This is a genomic window from Paenibacillus chibensis, from assembly GCF_004001045.1.
GTDB lineage: Bacteria > Bacillota > Bacilli > Paenibacillales > Paenibacillaceae > Paenibacillus_AQ > Paenibacillus_AQ chibensis.
This window is the reverse complement of record NZ_BIMK01000024.1, coordinates 92,169-115,348: the sequence shown is the minus strand read 5'-3', so window position 1 is coordinate 115,348 and position 23,180 is coordinate 92,169. Positions and strand designations below refer to the sequence as shown.

The 23,180-nt window shown below is 52.6% G+C and carries 21 protein-coding genes; 16 read left to right on the top strand and 5 right to left on the bottom strand.

Going from position 1 to position 23,180, the window contains the following annotated elements; genetic code table 11:
* Positions 1-233: 233 nt before the first annotated feature.
* Together PCH05_RS18680 and trxB are read left to right on the top strand one after the other, a co-directional pair.
* On the top strand, positions 234-1,976 hold the full coding sequence (locus PCH05_RS18680) for a tetratricopeptide repeat protein (RefSeq protein WP_127604634.1): 1,743 nt from the start codon (positions 234-236) through the stop codon (positions 1,974-1,976).
* A 19-nt stretch (positions 1,977-1,995) separates the two neighbouring features.
* The gene (gene trxB, locus PCH05_RS18675) at positions 1,996-2,943 is read left to right on the top strand and encodes a thioredoxin-disulfide reductase (RefSeq protein ID WP_127604632.1); all 948 of its coding nucleotides are present in this window, start codon (positions 1,996-1,998) and stop codon (positions 2,941-2,943) included.
* Positions 2,944-3,346: 403 nt separating this feature from the next.
* Here trxB and PCH05_RS18670 read toward each other — a convergent pair whose 3' ends face one another.
* From PCH05_RS18670 to PCH05_RS18655, 4 genes are read right to left on the bottom strand one after another with little or no spacing between them, the layout of a single operon-like run.
* Positions 3,347-3,949 carry a response regulator transcription factor gene (locus PCH05_RS18670; RefSeq protein WP_127604630.1) on the bottom strand — a complete coding sequence of 201 codons (603 nt, stop codon included), beginning with the start codon at positions 3,947-3,949 and terminating at the stop codon, positions 3,347-3,349.
* Positions 3,946-5,085 carry a sensor histidine kinase gene (locus tag PCH05_RS18665; RefSeq protein ID WP_246049732.1) on the bottom strand — a complete coding sequence of 380 codons (1,140 nt, stop codon included), beginning with the start codon at positions 5,083-5,085 and terminating at the stop codon, positions 3,946-3,948. The genes PCH05_RS18670 and PCH05_RS18665 overlap by 4 nt, the downstream gene beginning before the upstream one ends.
* A gap of 4 nt (positions 5,086-5,089) precedes the next feature.
* A complete protein-coding gene (locus PCH05_RS18660) occupies positions 5,090-5,827 on the bottom strand; it encodes an ABC transporter permease (protein ID WP_127604628.1) in 738 nt (245 codons plus the stop codon).
* Positions 5,824-6,765, bottom strand: coding sequence for an ABC transporter ATP-binding protein (locus PCH05_RS18655; RefSeq protein WP_127604626.1), 942 nt, complete (start codon positions 6,763-6,765; stop codon positions 5,824-5,826). The genes PCH05_RS18660 and PCH05_RS18655 overlap by 4 nt, the downstream gene beginning before the upstream one ends.
* Positions 6,766-7,063: 298 nt before the next feature.
* Here PCH05_RS18655 and PCH05_RS18650 point away from each other — a divergent pair, with 298 nt between their 5' ends.
* The 14 genes from PCH05_RS18650 to PCH05_RS18585 all read left to right on the top strand — a co-directional run bounded on the left by PCH05_RS18650 (position 7,064) and on the right by PCH05_RS18585 (position 22,096).
* A complete protein-coding gene (locus PCH05_RS18650) occupies positions 7,064-8,014 on the top strand; it encodes an ROK family glucokinase (protein ID WP_127604624.1) in 951 nt (316 codons plus the stop codon).
* Positions 8,015-8,143: 129 nt separating this feature from the next.
* Complete coding sequence (gene rapZ, locus PCH05_RS18645) at positions 8,144-9,043, top strand: RNase adapter RapZ (RefSeq protein ID WP_127604622.1); 900 nt, start codon at positions 8,144-8,146, stop codon at positions 9,041-9,043.
* 14 nt (positions 9,044-9,057) lie between these two features.
* Positions 9,058-10,044 carry a gluconeogenesis morphogenetic factor MgfK gene (gene mgfK, locus PCH05_RS18640; protein ID WP_127604620.1) on the top strand — a complete coding sequence of 329 codons (987 nt, stop codon included), beginning with the start codon at positions 9,058-9,060 and terminating at the stop codon, positions 10,042-10,044.
* 7 nt (positions 10,045-10,051) lie between these two features.
* Positions 10,052-10,981, top strand: a complete 930-nt coding sequence (gene whiA / locus PCH05_RS18635) for a DNA-binding protein WhiA (protein ID WP_127604618.1) — start codon at positions 10,052-10,054, stop codon at positions 10,979-10,981.
* Between the two features lie 96 nt (positions 10,982-11,077).
* Positions 11,078-11,347, top strand: coding sequence for an HPr family phosphocarrier protein (locus PCH05_RS18630; protein WP_127604616.1), 270 nt, complete (start codon positions 11,078-11,080; stop codon positions 11,345-11,347).
* Positions 11,348-11,570: 223 nt separating this feature from the next.
* A complete protein-coding gene (locus PCH05_RS18625; protein ID WP_127604614.1) occupies positions 11,571-13,085 on the top strand; it encodes a methyl-accepting chemotaxis protein in 1,515 nt (504 codons plus the stop codon).
* A gap of 154 nt (positions 13,086-13,239) precedes the next feature.
* Complete coding sequence (locus PCH05_RS18620; RefSeq protein WP_127604612.1) at positions 13,240-13,992, top strand: SIMPL domain-containing protein; 753 nt, start codon at positions 13,240-13,242, stop codon at positions 13,990-13,992.
* 388 nt (positions 13,993-14,380) lie between these two features.
* A complete protein-coding gene (locus PCH05_RS18615) occupies positions 14,381-15,355 on the top strand; it encodes an ABC transporter ATP-binding protein (RefSeq protein ID WP_127604677.1) in 975 nt (324 codons plus the stop codon).
* Positions 15,352-16,203 carry an ABC transporter permease gene (locus PCH05_RS18610; protein ID WP_127604610.1) on the top strand — a complete coding sequence of 284 codons (852 nt, stop codon included), beginning with the start codon at positions 15,352-15,354 and terminating at the stop codon, positions 16,201-16,203. The genes PCH05_RS18615 and PCH05_RS18610 overlap by 4 nt, the downstream gene beginning before the upstream one ends.
* A complete protein-coding gene (locus PCH05_RS18605; protein WP_127604609.1) occupies positions 16,200-17,006 on the top strand; it encodes an ABC transporter permease in 807 nt (268 codons plus the stop codon). Before PCH05_RS18610 ends, PCH05_RS18605 begins: the two co-directional genes overlap by 4 nt.
* Positions 17,007-17,115: 109 nt before the next feature.
* A complete protein-coding gene (locus PCH05_RS18600) occupies positions 17,116-18,165 on the top strand; it encodes an ABC transporter substrate-binding protein (protein WP_127604607.1) in 1,050 nt (349 codons plus the stop codon).
* A 166-nt stretch (positions 18,166-18,331) separates the two neighbouring features.
* Positions 18,332-19,522, top strand: coding sequence for a DUF2087 domain-containing protein (locus PCH05_RS18595; RefSeq protein ID WP_164766713.1), 1,191 nt, complete (start codon positions 18,332-18,334; stop codon positions 19,520-19,522).
* Positions 19,523-19,663: 141 nt separating this feature from the next.
* Positions 19,664-20,770 (top strand): PdaC/SigV domain-containing protein, encoded by a 1,107-nt coding sequence (locus PCH05_RS18590; protein ID WP_127604603.1) that lies wholly within the window; start codon positions 19,664-19,666, stop codon positions 20,768-20,770.
* 204 nt (positions 20,771-20,974) lie between these two features.
* Positions 20,975-22,096, top strand: a complete 1,122-nt coding sequence (locus PCH05_RS18585; RefSeq protein WP_164766712.1) for a PdaC/SigV domain-containing protein — start codon at positions 20,975-20,977, stop codon at positions 22,094-22,096.
* A gap of 67 nt (positions 22,097-22,163) precedes the next feature.
* Here PCH05_RS18585 and nrdF read toward each other — a convergent pair whose 3' ends face one another.
* Positions 22,164-23,129, bottom strand: coding sequence for a class 1b ribonucleoside-diphosphate reductase subunit beta (gene nrdF, locus PCH05_RS18580; protein ID WP_127604599.1), 966 nt, complete (start codon positions 23,127-23,129; stop codon positions 22,164-22,166).
* Positions 23,130-23,180 lie beyond the last annotated feature (51 nt).

The window sequence follows — 23,180 nt, the reverse complement described above, 5'->3', positions numbered from 1 at the left end:
TTTTTGCGTATAACGGCGTGTTCTCCGCTTTGTAGGCCTATTCGCATGTCATTTTAAATCGTGCCTTAGGGGAGCAGGCGCAAACCTAGGGAGGGACAGGATTGATATAATAGATATTGCCTTAGATGCGCCTATGAAGATATGGTATACTGTTGTGGATAGATCAATAGATGAAACGGCAGTTTCTCTTTGATAGAATGTTATACGCAACTTAAGGGAGGTGCCTTGCTTACATGGAGGAGAATCATTTGCAGGCTGAGGACCTACATCATAAAGTCATTCCCATTCATATGGATGCCAACTTCTTCTTTGAACGAGCCGTCCGGTCACTGGACCGCCTTCAATATGACAAGGCATTAAAATATTTTCGCAAAGCTGTTGAATATGAACCGGAAAATCCGGTGAATCATTGCAATATGGCGGGTATATTATCAGAGATGGGCGATTATGAAGGTTCGAACGCCGTCCTTACCGATATTCTGGAGCATGTCGATGCTACCATGACGGAATGCTATTTCTATATGGCCAATAACTACGCCAATATGGACGATTTTGAAGAAGCCGAACGTGTGCTGATCAAGTATTTGGAAGATGACCCGGCAGGCCAGTTTCTGGAAGAGGCCGAAGAAATGATGGAGCTATTCCAATACGAGCTGGAGCGGCCGGTAAAGCTCAGCCGGATCCGCAGCCGTGAGGGCATGGTGGAGCACGAGGAAGCGCGGGCGCTGATGGAGGAGGGGAAATTCTCCCAGGCCGCCGAGCTGCTTGAGCGCATTGTGGAGGAGCACCCCGATTTTCTGGCGGCACGGAACAATCTGGCACTGGCATATTATTACATGGGGTTATTCCGTAAAGCCAAAGCTACGATCGGAGACGTATTGGAGCTGGAACAGGGAAATATTCACGGGCTGTGCAACCTCGCAATATTTTACCAGCATGAAGGGGATACTACTTCCTTGAATCCTTTGATTGAGCTGCTTGAAATTACGGTTCCCTTCCACCAGGAGCATGTGTTTAAACTGGCAACCACGATGGGAATCCTGGGTAGACATGAGGCAGCTTACGGGCATTTTCGCCGGCTTCTGAAGGATGAGGAAGTAAACGGTGACCCGAGCCTTTACCATTATACGGCAGTGGCTGCCTTTAACAGCGGCCGTTACAAGGAAGCGCAGCGTTATTGGCATCAAGCGCAGAAAATGGATCCGACATCGGATATTCCGCGGTTTTATTTAGCCCAGCTGGATCTTATGGGAGAACAAGGGATCGAGCTGAGCTACCATTACCATTTGCCTTTCGAGGAGCAGCTGAAGCGCTGGGAACAGGATGAAGGCGAGCTGTACGAGGAAATCAAGACCAATCCGCTGATTCGCTCCTCGTTTTTCTGGGCACTTCGGTATGGCGATAAGGGGACCAAGCTTCAGGTGATTCGCGCACTAGGCTGGATTGCCGACGACGAAGTGAAGGAGACGCTGGAAGCATTCCTCCAAGAGCCGGATGAGTCGGCCGAATTGAAAAAGGAAGCCCTCCGCATTCTGCAGGAAATGGGACTTAAAGGCCCCGCCCAGGCCGCTCTGGAAGTCAGTGCGGCTGCATCGCCCATGATCGCGGAAACGCAGGCATCTTATGATTATCATTATCCCGGGGATTCGCTTCAAGCGGTGGTGGATCAAGCGTTCCTGCACATGAATGATCAGGCGGACAGGGAGCAAAAGAACCATTTGCAAAATTTATGGAACCAGTTTCTCGGCAAGCTGCATCCGGACACGCCCATGATCCGGCATACGGAAGGGTGGTCCGCGGCGCTGGAATACTTAACGGCCAAACAGCACGGCAGCTCCATGACATATCAGGAAGTGGCGCAGCGGTACGGGGTGTCCGTATCTACGGTCAGCCGTTACGCGAAGCGCATTGACAGCGTATGCTCCCTCAAGGAGGAAAAGGACGACGTATTCCGTCCCTTCACCGAAAATATATAAGCCAAAGGAGAGGATAGATATGTACAAATCCATCGTAATCGGAACCGGCCCTGCGGGGCTTACCGCAGCTATTTATTTGGCCCGCGCCAATATGAAGCCGCTCGTCATCGAGGGCATGCAGCCTGGCGGCCAGCTGACCACCACGACGGAAATTGAGAACTTTCCAGGTTTCCCGGACGGCATTATGGGGCCGGAGCTGATGGACAATATGCGCAAGCAAGCCGAACGTTTTGGCGCCGAGTTCAAAACCGGCTGGGTGGATAAGGTGGACTTCTCCAAGCGCCCCTTTACATTGACCGTTGAAGGCATGGGTGAGATTCAAGCGGAATCCGTGATTATCTCGACCGGAGCCTCCGCAAAATATCTCGGCATTCCGGGCGAGCAGGAAAACGTCGGACGCGGCGTCAGCACCTGCGCAACCTGCGACGGATTTTTCTTCCGCGGCAAAAAGATTCTCGTCATCGGCGGCGGCGACTCCGCAATGGAGGAAGCTGGCTTCCTGACCCGCTTCGGTTCCAGCGTCACGCTGGTGCACCGCCGGGAGGAGCTGCGGGCTTCGAAGATCATGCAGGACCGCGCGCGCGGCAATGAAAAGATCATCTGGGCGCTGAACCGTGTGCCGCTGGAGGTCGTTGCCGGCGACAACGGCGTGAAAGGCCTTAAGGTGTTCAACAACGAAAGCAAGCAGGAGGAATTGATCGAAGCGGACGGCGTGTTCGTGGCCATCGGCCATACGCCGAACACCCAATTCCTGGATAACCAGATTACGACCGATGAGGTCGGATATATCATGGTGAAGCCAGGGACGACCGAAACGAACATTCCGGGTGTATTCGCCTGCGGCGACGTGCAGGACGTGCGGTATCGCCAAGCGATTTCCGCAGCCGGAACCGGCTGCATGGCCGCGATGGACTGCGAGAAGTTCCTGGAAGGCAGCATGGTGCATGACTGGAGCGAAACGCTGTAAGCTTGGAAGCTGCAAGCACTGTGTGTGCTGAAATATATAAAAGGGTGTCCCGCGCCATGATACGGCGGAGGGACACCCTTTTTTAGTGATTATGTGAACGTTAGCTTTAGTGGTTTCTCAAGCGATAACACAGGGAATGCTGCGGGGGAAGGAAGAAACTGCCGACGGGTCAAAGACCCGGCGCAGCTTCTTAGTTCCCTCTCACCGAAGAATGAGGTGAGGAAAGTATTTGCCTTTAAAAGGAGGAAGGAGCGGAGGTTTGGGGATAGCCGATCCTTTGCGAGCCAGTTTTCTCCTTAGACCATTCCAATATTAAAACTGGCGAACAACAGAGCGGATAGCGCCAAACCGGAGCGTCTCAGAGCGGATAGCGCCAAACCGTAGCGGCTCAAACCGGAGCGGATCATATCCACCCATGCTCCTCCGCCACACTGATCGCCTCAATCCGGTTTTTAACTTCCAGCTTGTTCAGGATTTCCGAAATATAATTGCGGACCGTGCCGTGCGATAAATGCAGGGAGCGGGCGATCTCGCTTGCGGTGCTGCCTGACGCGATCAGCTGCAGAATCTCGCATTCCCGGGCCGTGAGCGGATTTTTCTGTACGACCGAATCGAAGATCAGCTCAGGTGAGATGGCGCGGTGTCCCTGCACGACCCGCCGGATGGATTCGGCCAGTTTGTCGCTGGGCTCGTCCTTCAGCAGATAGCCGCTGACGCCTGCTTTGACGGCTCTCTCGAAATATCCGGCCCGGGCGAAGGTCGTCAATATGATGACGCGGCATGGGGATGCTTGCTTGTTCAGCTGCTCCGCGACCTCGATGCCGGTCTGCACCGGCATTTCGATGTCCAGCAGGCATACGTCCGGCTTCAGATTCATAATCATGGACAGCGCCTCCCGGCCGTCTCCGGCTTGGCCGACGACCTCCAGGTCGTCCTCCAGGTCGAGCAATGAGGCGAGGGCGCCGCGCAGTAGGCGCTGGTCTTCGGCAATGACAAGTCGGATCATGCGGTATCACACTCCTTGCCGGATTCATTTTTAACAACGGGGACACGGATAGAGACGACCGTGCCCCCGGATAATGCGAGATCCAGGCTGCCATCGATCAGGGACAGCCGTTCTTTCATGCCTTTTAAGCCGTTACCTTCTGTGCCCTGACATTCAGGACCTTCTTTCCAGCCGATTCCGTCGTCGCTGACGGTCAGCAGAATTTCGCCGGAAGTACGCCCGACTGCGATCATGCAGGCTTCCGCCTGGCTGTGTTTGACGATATTGGTGACGGCCTCCTTGAGGCACATGCTGAGGATATTTTGCGTCAGCCCTGATATTCCCTTCAGCCTGAAGTCGCCTTCCGCCGTATAACGGATGCCTGCGCTCTCCAGAATCCGCTCGGAAGCCTTCAATTCTTCGGCGACGGACAACGTCCGCATATCTGACACGAGCTCCCGCACCTGGCGCAGAGCGGCTCTGGAGGTCTGCTCGATTTCCCGGGCTTCCAGGATCGCCTTGGCCGGATCGCGGTCGATCAACCGGGTCACGAGCTGGCTTTTTAAGGTGATGAGCGACAGCGTATGCCCCAGGGTATCATGCAGGTCCCGGGAGATGCGCATGCGCTCCTCCTGCTTGACCAGCTCCTCAATCCGTTCATTGGCCCGGTTCAAATCGCGCTCCAGCTGCTGTTTTTTGAACATAGAACGCATGCCGAACGGCGACATCATCATGACGATCGTAAAGGGAAGCACGATATACATGTCCTGAATGATCATGCGATGCGCATTCAGGATGAGCGGCAGAATCAGCATCACGTAAAAGATGGATAAGGCGATAAAGAAGCGCCGCGAGTCTTTGAAGTAGCCGATAAAGCTCGCCGTATAGAAGCCCATGAATAAATTATACGGGTTATAGAGGACACAAAGGATAAACATAAGCGTCATCTGCAGCCCCAGCCAGAGCGGAAACGACTTTCGGGCAAAAAACAGCTGCCTGTAAGTCACCAGGAACAAGGCGATCATGAGGTACCCTACCACTCTTCGGGAGCCGTGCTCAATGCTCATAAAAATAATGGGCAACGATATATAGATCAGCCATACATATGGGAAGAAGCCCTGCTCCCTGGGGAACAGCGTAAAACGGGAATGTTTCAAGGGTTTACACCGCTTCCTGTCTTTTTCGAATATATATGGATAGTACCATAAACAGGAATAAATATCCGGCCAAAATCAGCATCGGCTTCCAGGCGGGAGCCTCTCCTGCCGCAATGGACCATACGCCGCTGCCGTAATTATAGGAAGGGAGCCATTTTCCGATGGCTTGCAGGACGGAAGGGAAGCTGTCGAGCGGCATCCACATGCCACCCAGCACCGCCATGACCATGTACACAACGTTGCTTACGCCGCTTGCGGTATCGACTCGTTTCATCGTGCCGAACAGCGTGCCGAGCGCAAGGAAAGGAATGGAGGCGATAAGAATCCAAAGTCCGCTGCCGATCCATTGAAAGAGGGACATATGCACCCCGTTGATCAGGAAGCCCGCGATAAAAATGACGATGACGGAAAAAGCATGCATGACGGTCTGCCCGAACATTTTCGCTATAAAATAGATGCTTCCCGGCAGCGGCGTAATTCGCATATACACGGACCAGCCCAGCGTCTGCTCCTGCACCATGCGGATGCCGACGGTCATGATCGCCGAGCCCATCACGCTGAAGGTGGTCATCGACATCAGGTAATGCGCCTGCCAGGCTTTGACATCATCGCTGCCAGAGTTGACGAGCCGGGTGAAAATAAAATAAAAAACGATTGGCATCAATAGAGACCAGAATACATAGTAAGGGTTGCGGATGATCCGCAGCATTTCCACCTTGCACTGCATAAGCAGCATGTTCATGACGATACCGCCTCCTTGTCTTGTTCATCATGCGTAAGCATCAGTTCAAAAGCATCATCAAGCCGTCCCTGACCGGTGCGGATGTCCCGGGCGGGAATGCCATACCGGAAAAGGGCTGCCAGCACCGTATCCGTATTGTCCGTCGTCACGACCCAGCGTCCTTCCTGCTCCTTGCAGTCGCTTACGCCCGGAATGGCACGCATCCGGTGAATCATTTCGAGAACCGGGTAAGTATCGTTCCCATCCCAATCTGCGATAAATGAGACAGAGCGGCTGGTCAGCCTTGAGACAATCTCGTCCGGCGTGCCGTCGGCAGCGATTTTTCCTTTATTGAATAGAAGAATCCGGTGTGCCGCATCTTCCGCTTCCTGCAGGTAGTGGGTCGAGAACAGAATCGTCTTGCCCTGGTCCGCAAGCCTGTCAACCTGCTGCCAGAATGCCCGCCGCGCCGGAGCATCCAGGCCCACGGTCGGCTCGTCGAAGAACAGAAGATCGGGGTCCCCGGCAAGCGCCAGGGCAAATCCCAGCCTGCGTTTTTGCCCGCCCGACAGCTTCTCAGCGCGCTTGTTCAGCTCATCTGATGTAAAGCCGGCGAGATGGATCATATCGACCATCCGGAGAGGGTTCGGATAGTAGCTTCGGACCATGTTCATGACCTCATATACCTTAAGGCTGTCAATGACGCTGACATCCTGCAGCATGGCCCCGATGCGTCTTTTGACCTGGACTTGCTTGGGGGACTGGCCAAAAAGCTTGACGCTGCCCTGACTGGGTTCTCGAAGCCCGAGCATCATGGAGAGCACCGTCGTTTTGCCCGCTCCGTTCGGCCCCAGAACGGCAGTGACCGAGCCACGCGGAATGACGAAGGATACGTCATCCACGACCGTTTTACCTGCAAATATTTTGGATACATGCTCAATCTCAGCGATATGTTCCATCATAGCCTCCTATCGAATCGTTCAGTGGATTCCTGTTGTTTCCATTCTAGCTGCGCCGTCCCGGGCAAGTTAGTGTACGATGTCATGAAAACCATATGACAGGTGTCATTTGTTTGGGGTTTGAGGGTAGGGCAAACGGACTGTTTCACGAAATCTTCATAAACCTGACCAAGCCCGTTGTATGGGCACTCTCGGGGGATTGTGACGGTTCTCACATCTCTTGACCGATAGAAAGGCTTCAATTATAGTTGGTACAGTAGGAGCAAACTATTATTGAGGAAAAAAGGTGGCTTGTAACATGTCTGAGCAAATCTACGTTGGTGTCGATTTAGGCGGAACATCGATCAAGGTCGGCATCTGCAATCAAGCAGGACAGCTTATTCAAACGTATGAAGGACCCACAGAAACGGAAAAAGGCGTTGACGTAGTCGTCAATAATATCGAGAAGTATGTTCGGCATATTGTTGACCAGTCCCCATACAGCTGGGATCAGTTGGCCGGTGTGGGAGCCGGCGTTGCCGGTTTTACCAATGTCCGCGAGGGAATCATTATTTTCGCACCAAACGTAGGTTTCCGTGATGTGCCGATCCGCGCCATTTTGGAGGAGAAAATCGGCAAGCCTATTAAAATAGACAACGATGCGAATGTGGCCGCGCTGGGTGAAGCCTGGAGCGGGGCTGGACGCGGAGTCGAAAACTGCGTATGCTACACGCTCGGCACAGGGGTCGGCGGAGGCATCATCATCAACGGCAAGATTTATCAGGGCTTCTCCGGACTGGCGGGCGAGCTTGGCCATATTTCGGTTGTGCCGGACCTCGAAGCGATCCAATGCGGCTGCGGCAAAATGGGCTGCCTGGAGACCGTTTCCTCGGCGACGGGCATCATCCGGATGGCGAAGGATGCCGTGGAACGCGGCGACCGCACATCCCTGGCGCTCGAAACGCATATTGCAGCGAAGGAAGTCTTCGATGCGGCGAAAGCAGGCGATGAAGTGGCCCAGCGCATCGTGAAGCGCGCAGCTTTCTATCTGGGCAAATCGATGGCGGCTGTCGCTGCCGCGCTGAATCCTGAAGTGTTCATTATTGGCGGCGGCGTATCGAAAGCAGGCGATATCCTGTTTAACGAGGTGCGCGAGGTATTCGCCAAGCTGACACCGGAGCCGCTGCAAAAAGGCGTGAGCATCCTGCCTGCACAGCTCGGCAACGACGCCGGTATCGTCGGCGCAGCCGGACTTTTGCTTCGTTCCTAGAAAAGCGCGGGTGCAGCTCAAGGCTGTTATGCAATCCTTAGATATACAGCGGGCGGTGGAGGAAGTTTTTGAAGGTTTTGCGGCCCGTTTTTTCGCTTTCTGAATACCATACCAAGGGAGGGAAAGCTGATGCTGGACGGTGACAATACTGCGTCGGCCATGGCCACCCTGATTATCATCACAGGCATGTCAGGGGCTGGAAAGACGTTAGCGGTACGAAGCTTGGAGGATCTCGGTTTTTTCTGCGTGGATAACCTGCCTCCGGTGCTGATTCCGAAATTTGCTGAACTGATTGAACAATCCAAGGGCAAAATCGCGAAGGTAGCGCTGGTCATTGACCTGCGCGGTCGTGAATTTTTTACCGCTTTATCGGAATCCTTAAATTATATAAAAGATCATTTTACGATCCATTGCGAAATTCTGTTTCTGGAAGCGACCGATTCCGTGCTGGTGCAGCGGTATAAGGAAAGCCGGCGCCGGCATCCGCTCGCGCCGGAGGGCATGCCGCTGGACGGCATCCGGCTGGAGCGCAAAATGCTGGAGGAGCTGAAAAGCTCCGCAACCGTCGTGCTGGATACGAGCAGCATGAAGCCGGGACAGCTTAAGGATAAAATCATTTCGCGGTTCTCCCATCTGGAGAGCAACACGCTGTCGGTCAATATCACCTCATTCGGCTTTAAATACGGGATTCCGATTGATGCCGACCTGGTATTCGACGTCCGGTTCCTGCCGAATCCCCACTATGTGGAGAATCTGCGGCCGCGGACCGGTCAGGACAGCGAAGTCTACGATTATGTCATGAAATGGCCGGAAACCCAGGCCTTCCTGACCAAGCTGCTGGATATGCTGCATTTTCTCATTCCGCAGTACCGGAAGGAAGGCAAGAGCCAAGTGATCATCGGCATCGGATGTACGGGCGGAAAGCACCGCTCGGTCGCGATCGCCGAATATTTGGGCAAAATGCTGGGGGCCAGTGAAACAGAATCGGTTTCGGTCAGCCACCGGGATTCTGAACGTGATCGGCATTAATGAGAGTGGAAGTGATGAGAGTGGCTGAACAGAAAAGAGAGCGTCCGCGTATCGTGGTTATGGGCGGAGGCACGGGCTTGTCTGTCATGCTGCGGGGCTTGAAGGAAATGCCGCTGGACATCACAGCCATCGTTACGGTGGCTGATGATGGGGGCAGCTCAGGCATTCTGCGGAGCGAACTGCAGATGCCGCCTCCAGGCGATATCCGCAACGTTCTAACGGCGCTGGCCGACGTGGAGCCTTTGATGTCGGAGATGATGAGATACCGATTCAGCACAGGCGCGGGTCTGGCCGGACATAGTCTCGGCAACCTGATTTTGGCTGCGCTGACTGACATCAGCGGTGACTTTGTCACGGCAGTGCGGGAATTAAGCCGCGTATTTGCGGTCCGGGGGCGCGTGCTGCCAGCCGCAGGCGAAGCCGTTGTGCTGTCGGCGGAGATGGAGGACGGGTCGATCGTGACCGGCGAATCCAAAATTCCCGAAGCAGGCCTGCGCATCAAGCGGGTTTTCCTGGAGCGGTCCGAAGTGGAGCCGCTGCCGGAGGCTGTCGCCGCCATTGAAGAGGCGGATGCGATCCTCATTGGCCCGGGCAGCTTGTATACCAGTATTCTGCCGAATTTGCTCGTTCCCAAGCTGGCTGAAGCCGTTATGGCTTCCGAAGCGATCAAAATCTTTGTCTGCAACGTCATGACACAGCCGGGAGAAACGGACGGATATACCGTCAGCGATCATCTCCAGGCTATTTATGATCATATCGGCAAGCACTTGTTTGACTATGTCATTGTGAACAGCGGCGATATCCCGCCGCAGGTGCAGGACAAATACGCCGAAAAGGGCGCCAAGCCGGTCGAACTGGACTACGAAGAGGTAACCAACCTCGGATACAAGGTCATTGCCGACACGCTGGTGCTTTTCCGGACGTATCTGCGGCATGATGCCGACAAGCTGAGCCATCATATTTACCAGCTGGTTCAAGATTGGATTTTACGAAAGAGGTGAGAGTCCCGTGTCATTTGCGGCGCTGACCAAAAAAGAGTTGACCATGATCGAGGCAGACGCTTGCTGCGAAAAGGCCGAATTATCGGCCCTGATCCGGATGAACGGGGCGGTCCAGCTTTCCAACAAGAAGGTCATTTTGGATATATCCACCGAGAACGCAGCGATTGCCAGACGCATTTATACGCTGATCAAGAAGCATTTTCAAGCTCACACCGAGCTGCTGGTCCGCAAAAAAATGCGTTTGAAAAAAAATAATGTTTACATCGTCCGTATTCCGGCACGTGTTCAGGAAATACTGAAAGAGCTGAAGATTGTCTCGGAAGGCTTTTTGTTCCGGGCAGATATCGACCCAGACCTGGTGAAGAAAAACTGCTGCAAGCGGGCTTACCTGCGCGGGGCATTCATGGCCGGGGGTTCGGTGAACAATCCGGAAGGCTCCTCGTATCATATGGAGATCTCCTCCATGTACGAAGAACACTGCCAGGCGCTGGTGGATCTGGCGAATGAGTTTCAGCTCAACGCGCGGTTGATCGAACGGAAGAAGGGATTCATTCTTTACATCAAGGAAGGCGAGAAAATCATCGAATTCCTGAGCCTGATCGGGGCGCATCAAGCGCTGTTCAAGTTCGAGGATGTACGGATCATGCGCGACATGCGCAATTCCGTGAACCGGATCGTCAACTGCGAAACGGCGAATCTGAACAAGACGATCGGGGCGGCCGTCCGGCAGATCGACAACATCAAACTGCTGCAGAAGGAATTGGGGCTTGATAATCTCCCAGACAAGCTGCGCGAGGTTGCCGAAATCCGTCTGGCCCATCCGGATATGAACCTGAAAGAGGTCGGCGAGCTCCTGAAGGGAACCGTCAGCAAATCCGGCGTCAACCACCGGCTCCGTAAAATTGACGAGCTGGCTGAGAAGATTCGGAACGGCTAGTTTTTTCTTCTAGTGTCGTTCATGTTATAATGTTATAATGTTACCAAATATGGTATGAGAGCTATGCAGATTTCTTAATTAGGGGGTAAGGTTTCCATGACAAAGCATCCGGTAGTTGTCCGCTTGAAAACGGGTCTTCATGCCAGACCGGCAGCGTTGTTCGTCCAAGAAGCGAATAAATACTCGTCTGAAATTTTCGTGGAAAAAGATGATAAAAAAGTGAATGCCAAGAGTATCATGGGAATTATGAGCCTTGCAATCAGTTCGGGGACGGAAGTCATCATCAGCGCCGAAGGAGCGGACGCAGATCAGGCTGTAACCGCTTTAGTCAGTCTGGTGGGTAAGGAAGAACTCGAGAACCAATAATACGGTTGATTCATACTCTGCCGAAGGGAACGAACCTTTCGGAAATATTCAAGAGCAGCCCTTTCTTCATGGAGAAGAGAAGGCTGTTTTTTCATTTTTCCCCTCCCTGTGACGGAAAAGTATCTTACAAAAACTCCCTCGGAAGCCGATATCATACTATAGCTGCCTTCAAGCAGGCTGCTGTTATTTGTGTGCGAAAAAACCGACAAAGGGGTCACCATGTATGGGCATATTGAGAAATAAGGTGGGTCTTCATGCCACGGGCGAGGGAGTAAACGTAGTAGAGACACGATCCCTCGAGGAAAGAGACATCATTGGAAGAAACAAAATATTGATGGCCGCGGTCATCATATCCACGTTGTTTGCCGTTACGACGGTACAATTCAGCAACATATTCAGCTTGCCCAATCTTTCGTTCCTGATCGATCTGATCGCTCTAGTGTCATTCGTTTATTTCCATGTTCGGAAAAAATACATACGCCGAATCGCTTATCTCGCGGTCATGAGCATGGCCGTCACAATCGCGCTTCAGATTTTTCTGTATCCGAGTCTTTCCAGCCTATTTTCGGTCTACTATTTGATCGTGCTGGCGCTGATCTCGCTTCAGCTTGTACTGACTTCGATAACGATACTTTTCTCGCTGTTCATCACGATCTATCTGGTTGCTTCCGATAACGGCATATCCTTGAGCAAGGAGGACAAGACGAGTGCCGTCCTGATGGTTGTGATCGTCGCTGTCATGGTATTCCTGCTGCTGAGAGTGACCAATACGCTGATGAAGAAAATGAATCTGGCCCGCGAGCACAGCGATCAGCTGATGCTGGAGCAGAAGGCACAGAAGGATCGCCTGCTGCAAAACGTGGTGCTGATCACCGGGAACATGAAGGAAATTACCCATGGCGTCGAGGATAATATGGCCTCCTTCGAGCAGATGAACGTCGCATTTCAGGAAATCTCCGGCGGTTCCTCTGCACTGGCGGATTCAACGTATGCGATCAACGAGTCGGTCAAGCAGATGAATGCCATGGTGCAGCAGATGTCGAGCTCGACGGAAACGCTGCTGGAGCAGACGGATGACGCGAGCCGTCTTTCGGAAACGGGCAAGGATAAGGTAGAGATGCTGAACCATGCGATCACGGACTTTAAACAGCAGATTGACGCCATGGCTACGGACATCCAAAGCTTGACGGAACGGGTGGAGCGCACGACGCAGTTCAGCCAGACGATTCAGGAAATCGCGAACCAGACCAACCTGTTGTCGCTCAATGCCAGTATCGAGGCGGTACGGGCGGGTGAGCATGGGCAGGGCTTTGCCGTCGTGGCCAAGGAAATCCGCAAGCTCGCAGAGGTGGCTTCAGGCTCGGCGGAACAGATTTCATCGGAAATGAACAGCTTCTCCGGCCTGATGAATGAGACCATTCAACGGATGGGCCAGGTGGCCGAGCGGATGCAGAAGAGCAGCGTGCTCACAGAGGAAACGTTCGAGGCCTTTAATTTGATTAAAAAATCCGTAGGAGAACTGCTGTCCATTTCAAACGGATATCTGGGCAACATCCGCGAGATCGCCGCATTCTCGGGTTCCATCGACGATTCGACGGCGCATCTCGCATCGGTCAACGAGCAGACGTCAGCTACGCTTCAGGAGCTATCTGCGACATTACAGTCGCTGCTGGGCAACAACGAGAACAGTCTGCAGGGGATTAAAAAAGCCCAAGACAATCTGCAGGCATTAACTTGATAATAATTGGGTAGAAAAAATTACGCATATCTGCAACATTTACCACTCCTCTACGTCTAGTAGACAAAACAGGCGAAAGTGAGAATGTCGGCCTTCCGCTTCTGTACCCTCGCCTATTTGGGAAAACTGCTTCATATTAGAGGAGGTCAATGAAATGAACAAGTGGATCAAGCCAGTCGGATCCGTGCTGATCGCGGGAGCTTTATTGGTTGGAGGTGCTGGTGTAAGCGGTATTTCGGGTATGTCAACCGCCTATGCCGATCAGGATGTGCAGCGTAACGTAGTGAACGTGGTCGGTAAAGGCGAGATTTCCGTCAAGCCGGATATCGCTTACCTGTCCATCGGCGTGGATACGCAAGCCAGTACGGCACAAAGCGCCCAAAAGGCGAATGCAGAAAAAATCCAGAAAATTACCGATCTGCTGAAAAACACGTGGAAAATCGCGGATAAGGACATCCAAAGCGTATCGTTCTACGTGCAGCCGAATTACACGTACAACGATAAAGATGGCCAAAAGGTGACAGGCTATACAGCCCATCATACCCTTCAGGTCGCTTATCGCGATCTGTCCAAAGTCGGCAAGCTGCTCGATGATGCGTCGAGTGCAGGTGCCAACAACATTGATAACGTGAGCTTCTCGGTTGAAAACCGCGATCAATTTGAAGAACAAGTGATTGCGAAGGCGATGGCCAATGCCGACCTCAAGGCTGGAGCGATTGCCAAAGCCGCTAAACGCCAGCTCGGCGCAGTTCTGGTTGTAAGCCAAGCCGATGTGAGCAATCCGGTGATTTTCGCACAGGCGAAAATGGAATCTGCTTCGATGGCTGACTCTGGAAGCTCCACGTCGGTAGCTCCTGGCGAAGTGAAAGTATCGACTCAGCTCAGCGTTCAATATGAACTGAAATAGGCCCGGCAGTTCCAATAAAGCCGCCTGATCCCGGAGTGCATTGTCGCTCTGCCGGGAGCATGGCGGCTTTTTCCTGTCGAATCCCACAGAAAGGTGTTGTACCCGGGGGGAAAAAACGTTATAGTGAATATGCGAATTTTTGTACTTGCAAGATTTATTTCCGGGAAATAACGATAACATATGATGAAAATTGAATCATTTTGAGCCTGGTAAGCCATACCAATGGATATGGCTTTTTTTCTTAACATGCTGACTTTATAGCATCGCGGAAACGTTCGGATGGACCCGGCCTGTGGTGGACATGCGTCGAAAGACGTTTTTTTCTCGTAAAGGGAAGTTTTCGCGAAAAAACATGGTTACCAATATGGAAGCACTTGATAGGGGGTTGATGCATATGATTGATCTTGTCCAGATTGAAAAACAATTTGAAGGACAAGTGGTCGTGCATCCGCTGTCACTGAACATCGAAGAGGGAGAATTCCTGACTCTGCTCGGTCCAAGCGGCTGTGGTAAGACGACCATACTACGGATGATTGCCGGCTTTGAGACGCCAACCCATGGCGACGTGGTATTAGCAGGGCAGAAGGTGACGAATCTGCCGCCAAACCAGCGGGATTTGAACCTTGTGTTTCAGCATTACGCGCTCTTCCCGCATATGACTGTTGAAGAGAATATCGCTTTCGGGCTGAAGATGAAAAAGCTGCCGAAGGCGGAGCAAAAGAAACGGATTGAGGAAGCGGTGGGGATGACCCAGCTTACGGCGCTGACGCAGCGTTATCCGCATCAGCTTTCGGGCGGACAGCAGCAGCGCGTAGCTATTGCGCGGGCGATCGCGAATAAGCCGAAGGTGCTTTTGCTGGACGAGCCGCTTGGCGCGCTGGATCTGCAGCTTCGCAAAAACCTGCAATCGGAGCTCAAGCATCTGCAGCGTTCGCTTGGGATTACCTTCGTATATGTAACGCATGATCAGGAGGAAGCGATGATGCTGTCCGACCGGATCGTCATTATGAATAATGGAAAGGTTGAGCAGGTAGGCACGCCGCGAGAAATCTATGCAACGCCTAAGACTCTGTTTGCCGCGACCTTTGTGGGAGAGAATAACATTTTCTCGTCCGCCGAAGGGCTTTTTGCCGTTCGTCCGGAGAAGCTCCGGCCGGTGCGCGAGCTGGATGGCGCGCGTGCGACGGGAGTCATTCAGGATGTGCTGTATCTGGGCAACGTGCACAAGCTGACGGTTCATCTCGACAACGAGCCGATGAACGTGACCATCGCGCTTGATTTTACGGATGAAAGACCGTGGCAAATCGGTGAGAAGATCGGGGTGAACTGGAGTCCGAAGGACGAGGTGATCATCGGGGCATGAGAAAATCGAAATTTTTGATGTTACCCGTGCTGCTGTGGATGGCGATATTCCTTCTGATTCCGATGGTCATTGTCGTGGTCATTTCTTTCATGAATCGCGACACGCTGGGCAATGTTGTCTTTGGGTTCAGCCTGACCGGCTACAAAACCTTTTTTGACTCGCTGTATCTCGGCATCTACTGGGATACGCTCGTGCTGTCGGTGGTGACGACGGCGATCTGCCTGCTTGTCAGCTATCCGCTGGCGTATTATATTGCCAATGCCTCGCCGAAGATTCAGACCTGGGGCCTTGTGCTGATTACGATTCCGTTCTGGATCAACTTCCTGATCCGCACCTATGCCTGGGTGCTTTTGCTGCGGACACAGGGCGTGGTGAATACCCTGCTGCTGCATTTCGGCTGGATCCAGGACCCGGTCCAAATGCTGTATACCAAAGGAGCGGTACTGCTCGGCATGGTCTACAACTTTATTCCGTTCATGGTGCTGCCGATCTACGTGGCACTGGAGCAGATGGACAAAAGGCTGCTGGATGCGGCGAGCGACCTGGGCGCCTCGCGCTGGAAGGCGTTCCGCCATATTACGCTGCCCCAGAGCAAATCCGGCATCATGACCGGCTGCGTGCTGGTCTATGTGTCGACGACGGGGATGTTCGTGGTCACGGACATTCTGGGCGGAGCGAAGTCGATGATGATCAGCAACGTGATCCAGTCGCAGTTTCAGGGGGCGCGCAACTGGCCGTTCGGCTCGGCGCTGTCCGTTATTTTCGTCATTACGTCGCTCATCTTGATACTGCTGTTTAACCGTGCGATGCAGTCCAAGGCTGATCGTGTGAAGGAGGGCCGCGCATGAAGAAGAAAAGTCATCCCCTTTTGGGCATCCACTCGCTACTGCTGATGATCTTTATCTACGTGCCGATTCTGCTTATTGTCGTCTACTCCTTCAATAACACGAGACTCAGCGGAGACTGGAAGGGCTTCACGTTCGATTGGTATATCTCGCTGTTTAAAGACCGGCATGTGATGGAGGCGCTCGCGAACAGCCTGACGGTAGCCGTGATCTCTACGATCGTGGCTACGCTGCTCGGAACGCTTGCCGCCTTGTCGCTGCGGAATTTGGGCAAGCGATTCAAGGGCGGCATGAACGGGCTGATGTATCTGCCGGTCATCATTCCGGATATTATCATGGGCCTGTCGCTGCTTGTGCTGTTTAACCAGATGCATATTCCCCTGGGTAAAGCCACGGTAATTATCGCTCATATCACGTTCAGCATGTCTTACGTATACGTGGTCGTCACCGCACGGCTGGCCGGCATGGGCCGCCAGCTCGAAGAGGCTGCGTCGGATCTGGGCGCGAGCCGCTGGCAGACGTTCCGACATGTAACACTGCCGCAAATTTCTCCGGGCATCATTTCGGGGGCCTTGATCGCTTTCACGATGTCACTAGACGATTTCATGGTCAGCTTCTTCGTGGCAGGACCAAGCTCGACGACGCTGCCGATCTATATTTACGGCCAAGTGAAGCGGGGCATTTCGCCGGAGATCAACGCGCTGTGTACGCTGCTGATTCTGGTGAGCGTGACGCTGATCCTGCTGGCACAGTTCTTCCTGAACCGCGGCAAAGGGCAGAAGAAGCATAAAATGCTGCCGATTTAAGAGCCAATGCATGTTGGCATGATGCAAATCAAGACGGTTTAGCTAAGAATACAAGCTACAAGCAAATCCCAAAAAAATGGAGTAACGGAAAGAGAGGAGATATGTAACTGTGAAAAGAAAGGATATCGCCGGCTTGGTGCTGGCAGGGGCTATTGCTGCATTGTCATTGACATCTTTGGGGGGCTGCTCCTCCAAGGAGACGCTTCATATTTACAGCTGGGCGGATAATTTTGACGAGGATGTACTGAAGGATTTCGAAAACAAATACAACGTCGATATTACGTACGACAACTATGCAAACAATGAGGACCTGCTCGCCAAGATCAAGGCAGGCGGAGGCGGTTATGATCTGATTCAGCCTTCCGATTACATGGTGGCTACGATGATCAAGAACCAGCTGCTGGAGCCGCTGGATATGAACAATATCCCGAACTTTGCGAACATTCAGGAATCGCTGAAAAATCCGGCCTATGATCCGGGCAATAAATATTCCATCGTATACATGTCCGGCGTGACCGGCATTGCCTACAATAAAAAGTATGTCAAAGACAAGATCGACAGCTGGGAAGACCTGTGGAACCCTGCCTATAAGGGCAAAGTGCTGCTGCTGGACGATAACCGCGAAGTCATCGGCATGGCTTTGAAAAAACAGGGACATTCCAACAGCTCCACGAATGAAGGCGAGATCAAGTCCGCCGTGGATGATCTGAAGAAGCTGCTGCCAAGCGTGCTCGCTTTTGACACCGATACGATCAAGCAGAAAATGATTCAGGAAGAAGGCTGGATCGGCACCGTATGGTCAGGAGACGCTGCTTTTATCGTCAAAGACAACCCGGATATTGAATACGTGGTTCCAAAAGAAGGCTCGACGATCTTCTCTGACAACTACGCGATTCCCAAAGGCGCCAAAAACAAGGAACTGGCTGAAAAGTTCATCAACTACATGCTGGATCCGCAGGTAAGCGCCAAAAACTATGAGACGGTCGGATACAGCGATCCGAACGCGAAGGCGATGCCATATCACAGTGAAGCATACCGCAACAACCATATGATCAATCTAACCGAAGACGAAATGAAGCGTACCGAATGGCTCGGCGACGTCGGTTCGACCCTTCAGGTGTACGACCGTTACTGGACCGAACTGAAGAGCGGACGGTAGTCATCTTTTTGTCCAATGAAGAGGCGAGTCGTTACGAAATCCCCTTTCCTTATAGGAAGGGGGATTTTTTGGCGTTCAGGATGAAACGCTTGATAATAAATAGACAATAATATAATATGTCTAATATATAATAAATTTTATGAGGGGATGTTTAATGTTGGACACCGTGTCTGAACAACTGCTACATGCCGGTATTCCTGATCTGAAACGCGGATATGTAGAGGATCCCGGCCTTGAAACCTATACCTGCCTAATCTGCGGCTATCAAACGGAGAAGGGATTTGTTTATCCGGAGGGCACGCTGTTCCTGGAAGCGGAGAAGGCGATGCGCCGCCACATTGAAGCGGAACATGGCTCCATGCTCAGCTACCTGCTCAGCCTGGATAAAAAACTGACCGGCCTGACGGACTTGCAGCGGACGCTGATCGGATGGTTTCATCAGGGCGTAAGCGATCAGGATATTATTGCGGAAATCGACGGGGGCAGCACATCCACCATTCGTAACCATCGTTTTATGCTGCGCGAGAAGGTGAAGCAGGCCAAACTGTTTTTGGCGGTGATGGAACTGATGGAGGAAGGCGGGAAAACGGCTGCGCGTCAGCCGGCTGGTACTGCCACCCGGGCGGCGCAAGCGAAGCTGCCGGGAAAGCTGGGCGAGCGTCTTTCCATTTCGAATGAAGAAAATGCTCAGATCCTGGGCAAGTATTTTGCGGATGGGCTGTACGGTCCTTTGAAATCTCTTCCCAAGCAGGAGAAGCGCCGTGTTGCTGTTTTGCGCCATTTGGCAGGGGAATTTGAGGCAGGACGGAAGTATTCCGAATCCGAAGTGAACGGACTGCTTGAAGCGCGATATGCGGATTACGTTACGCTGAGAAGACTTTTGATTGAATACGGATTTTTGGACCGCATGCCCGATGGCAGCGAATACTGGGTGAAGCAGTCCGATGTGAACAGAAAGGGGAACAACGATATGAAGAACCAGAGACGAAAAGAATTGGTGGAAGAATATATGAATACGCCGCGTCCGATGGGCGTGTTTCAAATCCGCAACAAGCAAAGCGGCAAAATATACGTGACGAGCAGCACCAACCTGCCCGGGGCCTTTAACAGCCAGAAAGCAAAGCTTTCATCGGATTATCATGTAAGTCCTGCCCTGCAAAAAGACTGGAAGACGCTTGGCGAGGATGCTTTTGCTTTTGAAATACTCGAGGAGCTGGAGCCGGATCCGCAGGCAGCCCATGATTTGAAGCAGCAGAAAATTTATGCGGACAAAGTGGCGCAGATGGAGAAGGCATGGATGGAAAAGCTCCAGCCTTATGATGAGAAGGGCTATAATAGACGTCCTAGGAATAAATAAGCGATCATCACGAACCGAATTCCGCTGTCATTTTGTTGTTACGCTTCTCTCTTTTATATCGTTTAGGATATGAATACCTGCAAATGAGGGTAATATTCCTTAGCGCGTATTTTCAATGAGAATGGGAGAGAGCTAGATTACATGAAATTATGGATGAAGTGGAGTTCGGTTTTGATGTCGTCCAGCCTGTTGATTGGCGGTGCAGGCGCTGTGCAGGCGTCTGATGCCCCTGCCGCAGAGGCTCCTGCCAAGCAGCTGGAATTCGCCCGGTTGCCTCAGGTCAGCTTATCCTTCGAGGGTGAGCCGCTGCCGCAGAAAGGGCTGCTGGTCGGGGGGAGAACGATGGTTCCCGTCACCTTTTTGCGGGATGCCGCCGGGTATCCGATGACTTACGACAACAGGACATTTACTTATAATGTAGGGAATGGCGTAAGCCAACTGAATCTGGCTACATCGGAATACGGCGTGGTGACGAGCGTCAATCACTTTTATATGGGAGGCGCCTATTCGGATTACAATGCTTTGAACATTCAGGGCAGACTCTATGTGCCCTTTAGTCTTCTCAATGACGTACTGGGCTTTCAGGGCAGCTATGATGCCGTGAATCAGTCGCTGCTGCTAGAGAAAAGAGCCGTGAATCCCATCCGGGTTACGACCGGGACACTGACCCGCACAACCGATGATCTGGAGATGCTGATTCGTTATCCTCAGATTACGGGATTGGCTGACGGAGAGGTGCAGCAGAGAATCAACGAGGAATTCAAGCGCAGAGCCGATGCGTTTGCCGCAGAAGGGACCGAACGGTCCGCGAACCGCAATCCGGAGCTGGTGCCGTTCCCGTACAGCTATAACGCGAACTTTGCCGTAACCTATAATCAAGACGGCGTGCTCAGCGTCCTGGTCGATCAAAATACGTATACCGGCGGCGAGGATCCCGTGCAGCGGGAAGCGCTGACCTTTTCCCTGAAGGATGGGCGTCTGCTCAGCCTGGATGATCTGCTCCCGCAAGGAAGCGGAGGTCAAGAAAAGCTGTATGCGCTGCTGGCACAGCAAATCCGCGAGGATAAGGGCATGAATCAGCAGGATCTTCAAGCGAACTCTCTCCAATTCTATATTTCCGGCGCAGGCCTGCAGCTGTATTTCAGCGATACCGGTCCCGATTCGTTTGCCAAAGGCATCGAAACCTACAAGGTACCGTTTCATGAATTGCTGCCTGCAGGAACAGATCCCTTTGCCGCTTTTCGATAAAGGGCGATGAGGGATGGCTTTTGCGGACGAAATGGAAAAATGATGAACAGATTTATACTTTTTCCGCTTGTATACGACAATACTGTAACCGTGTTTGTCATCAAATCGGTTTCGGTGCCTTGTATAATCAGGAAGTGGATAAATTCAGTAATCATTCGTATGACTAGCATATGTAGCAATCTTTGGAGAGAGGGGATTTTGACAATGAAGAAGACGATGAAATGGAGCGCGGCCGTGCTGGCAGCGGGCGTGATTTTGGGTGGAGCGAATGTAACCGGAGGGACGCTGGCACATGCGGCTGCCGCCAAGCCGGCAGTCAAGCAGGCCGTGCAGCCGTCCGTGGTGCTTAAATATAATGGAACAACGCTGACGCAGCAGGGGAAAATCGTCAACGGAATTACGATGATTCCGGTGACGGTTCTGCGCGATTCGCTGGGGCTGCCGCTGAACTACAATCCGGGAACCAAAACCTACACCCTGGGGAGCGGAACAGCCAAGCTGAGTCTCGAAGTTTCGGAATACGGCGTTACGTCGAACCTGAACGGCTATTATATTTATAATTACGGGGACTACGGCGCTAACGCCGTGGACGTATACGAATCCAAGAACATCAACGGGCATTTGTATGTGCCCTTCAAGGTGCTGAATGATTTCATGGGCTTTAAGGGCGTATGGAATCCTTCGCTCAAGTCGCTCGATATCAGCAAACAGACGATGAACAGCATTAACATTTCGAATGAAACGCTGACCAAGAGCAACAAAAATGCGAGCATCGTGATTCATTACCCGCAGGTAAGCGGACTGCCGGATGACGTGCAATCCAAGATCAACAAAGTCTTTAAGGATGATGCGGAAGCCTTCGCTGCGGATAGTGAAGAGCAGGCGAGCCACAGAGACGGCAAGGTCGAGCATATGTATGAATTCATTCAAAGCTTTGCCGTTACCTACAACCGCGAGGGCATCCTCAGCGTGGTAACCGACAAGTACGGCTACACGGGCGGTGCTCATGGCGGTACTTTCCGAGACGGCATGACCTTCTCCCTGAAGGACGGCAAGCAGCTGGGCCTGGCCGATGTGCTCAAGGCCGCACCGGATTATAAACAGAAGCTCGATGCGATCTTGAAGCAAAAAACGAAGAAAGTGACCTTTGACGAAAAAGGAGCCGGACTTTCGGAGACGCCAGGCTTCTACGTCAGCGAAGGCGGCATCACCATCTTCTATCAGCAGTACGAGATTGCGCCATACGCAGCAGGACTTCCAACGTACACGATCAGCTTCGGCGATCTGCTTCCGAAAGGAACCAATCCGTTCGCCGATTACAAATAAGCTAAGCGCATCAAAAAAAAGGAGCTTCCGGTCATCAACCGGGGCTCCTTTTGCATGCTTGTCAGCTTTATACGTCAAAAATAAAGTCGTCATCGGACAGCGGCTCGATATTGATCGCGCGGACGTATCCGTTCCCTTTTTTGGAGAAAAAGTCATGCTGCTTGGTATGCGTGCTGATGCCGTTGAAGACGATCGGGTTGATCGGCTCTTCCGGGAAATGAGGCTCGAAGCCGAGGTTCATCAGCGCTTTGTTGGCGTTATAGCGGACATAGGCTTTCACTTCCTCCTGCAGTCCGATCGGGCTGTACAGGTCATCCGTATATTTCACCTCGTTCTGATACAGCGTCTCGAGCAGCTCGTACAGCTCGCGGCGCAGCTCTTCCTGCTCCTCGAAGGAGAATTCCTGGAACAGCTCCTGGGCCAGCGTGCCCACGTACACGCCGTGGATGCTCTCGTCGCGGATGATCAGGTCGATGATCTCGCCGCTGCTGGTCATTTTGCCTTGGCCGGCCAGGTAGAGCGGATAGAAGAAGCCGCTGTAGAACAGATAGCTCTCCAGAAAGACGGAGGCGGCCATCGCTTTGTAAAGATCACGCTTCGTTCGTATGTTCGCGTACCAGGATTCGATGCTGCCGGCTTTGAACTGCAGCTGCTCGTTTTCTTCAACCCAGCGGAAAATGGCGTCGATCTCCTCGGTCGAAGCAAGTGTCGTGAAAATGCTGCTGTACGACTTGGCGTGGATTTGTTCCATCATCGACATGAAACCCAGCACGGCTTTGCGCTGCAGGCCTTCCACATGCTCCAGGATTTTCGGCATGCCGACGCCGCCTTGCAGCGTATCCAGCAGCGTCAGTCCGCCAAGCACATGCTTGTAGGTAGTACGCTCCTCGTCGGTCATCTTGATCCAGTCCATTTTATCGTCGGACAGGGGAATTTCATCGTCGGTCCAAAATTGCATGATGTTCTGCTGCCAGAACATGAGCGTGAAATCATCGTCGGGCCGGTTCCAGTTTACTGCTTTCATCAGGGCCATAACTCCTTTTATAGAAGAAGGCGACAGGGGCTGATCAAGCCCCCGCCGTCG

Coding starts and splice junctions, on each gene's coding strand:
- PCH05_RS18625 (WP_127604614.1), top strand. CDS start 11,571: ATGGGCATATTGAGAAATAAGGTGGGTCTTCATGCCACGGGCGAGGGA.
- PCH05_RS18660 (WP_127604628.1), bottom strand. CDS start 5,827: ATGAACATGCTGCTTATGCAGTGCAAGGTGGAAATGCTGCGGATCATC.
- PCH05_RS18655 (WP_127604626.1), bottom strand. CDS start 6,765: ATGGAACATATCGCTGAGATTGAGCATGTATCCAAAATATTTGCAGGT.
- PCH05_RS18670 (WP_127604630.1), bottom strand. CDS start 3,949: ATGATCCGACTTGTCATTGCCGAAGACCAGCGCCTACTGCGCGGCGCC.
- PCH05_RS18630 (WP_127604616.1), top strand. CDS start 11,078: ATGACAAAGCATCCGGTAGTTGTCCGCTTGAAAACGGGTCTTCATGCC.
- PCH05_RS18605 (WP_127604609.1), top strand. CDS start 16,200: ATGAAGAAGAAAAGTCATCCCCTTTTGGGCATCCACTCGCTACTGCTG.
- mgfK (WP_127604620.1), top strand. CDS start 9,058: ATGAGAGTGGCTGAACAGAAAAGAGAGCGTCCGCGTATCGTGGTTATG.
- PCH05_RS18585 (WP_164766712.1), top strand. CDS start 20,975: ATGAAGAAGACGATGAAATGGAGCGCGGCCGTGCTGGCAGCGGGCGTG.
- trxB (WP_127604632.1), top strand. CDS start 1,996: ATGTACAAATCCATCGTAATCGGAACCGGCCCTGCGGGGCTTACCGCA.
- PCH05_RS18650 (WP_127604624.1), top strand. CDS start 7,064: ATGTCTGAGCAAATCTACGTTGGTGTCGATTTAGGCGGAACATCGATC.
- nrdF (WP_127604599.1), bottom strand. CDS start 23,129: ATGGCCCTGATGAAAGCAGTAAACTGGAACCGGCCCGACGATGATTTC.
- PCH05_RS18590 (WP_127604603.1), top strand. CDS start 19,664: ATGAAATTATGGATGAAGTGGAGTTCGGTTTTGATGTCGTCCAGCCTG.
- PCH05_RS18620 (WP_127604612.1), top strand. CDS start 13,240: ATGAACAAGTGGATCAAGCCAGTCGGATCCGTGCTGATCGCGGGAGCT.
- PCH05_RS18610 (WP_127604610.1), top strand. CDS start 15,352: ATGAGAAAATCGAAATTTTTGATGTTACCCGTGCTGCTGTGGATGGCG.
- rapZ (WP_127604622.1), top strand. CDS start 8,144: ATGCTGGACGGTGACAATACTGCGTCGGCCATGGCCACCCTGATTATC.
- PCH05_RS18680 (WP_127604634.1), top strand. CDS start 234: ATGGAGGAGAATCATTTGCAGGCTGAGGACCTACATCATAAAGTCATT.
- PCH05_RS18615 (WP_127604677.1), top strand. CDS start 14,381: ATGCATATGATTGATCTTGTCCAGATTGAAAAACAATTTGAAGGACAA.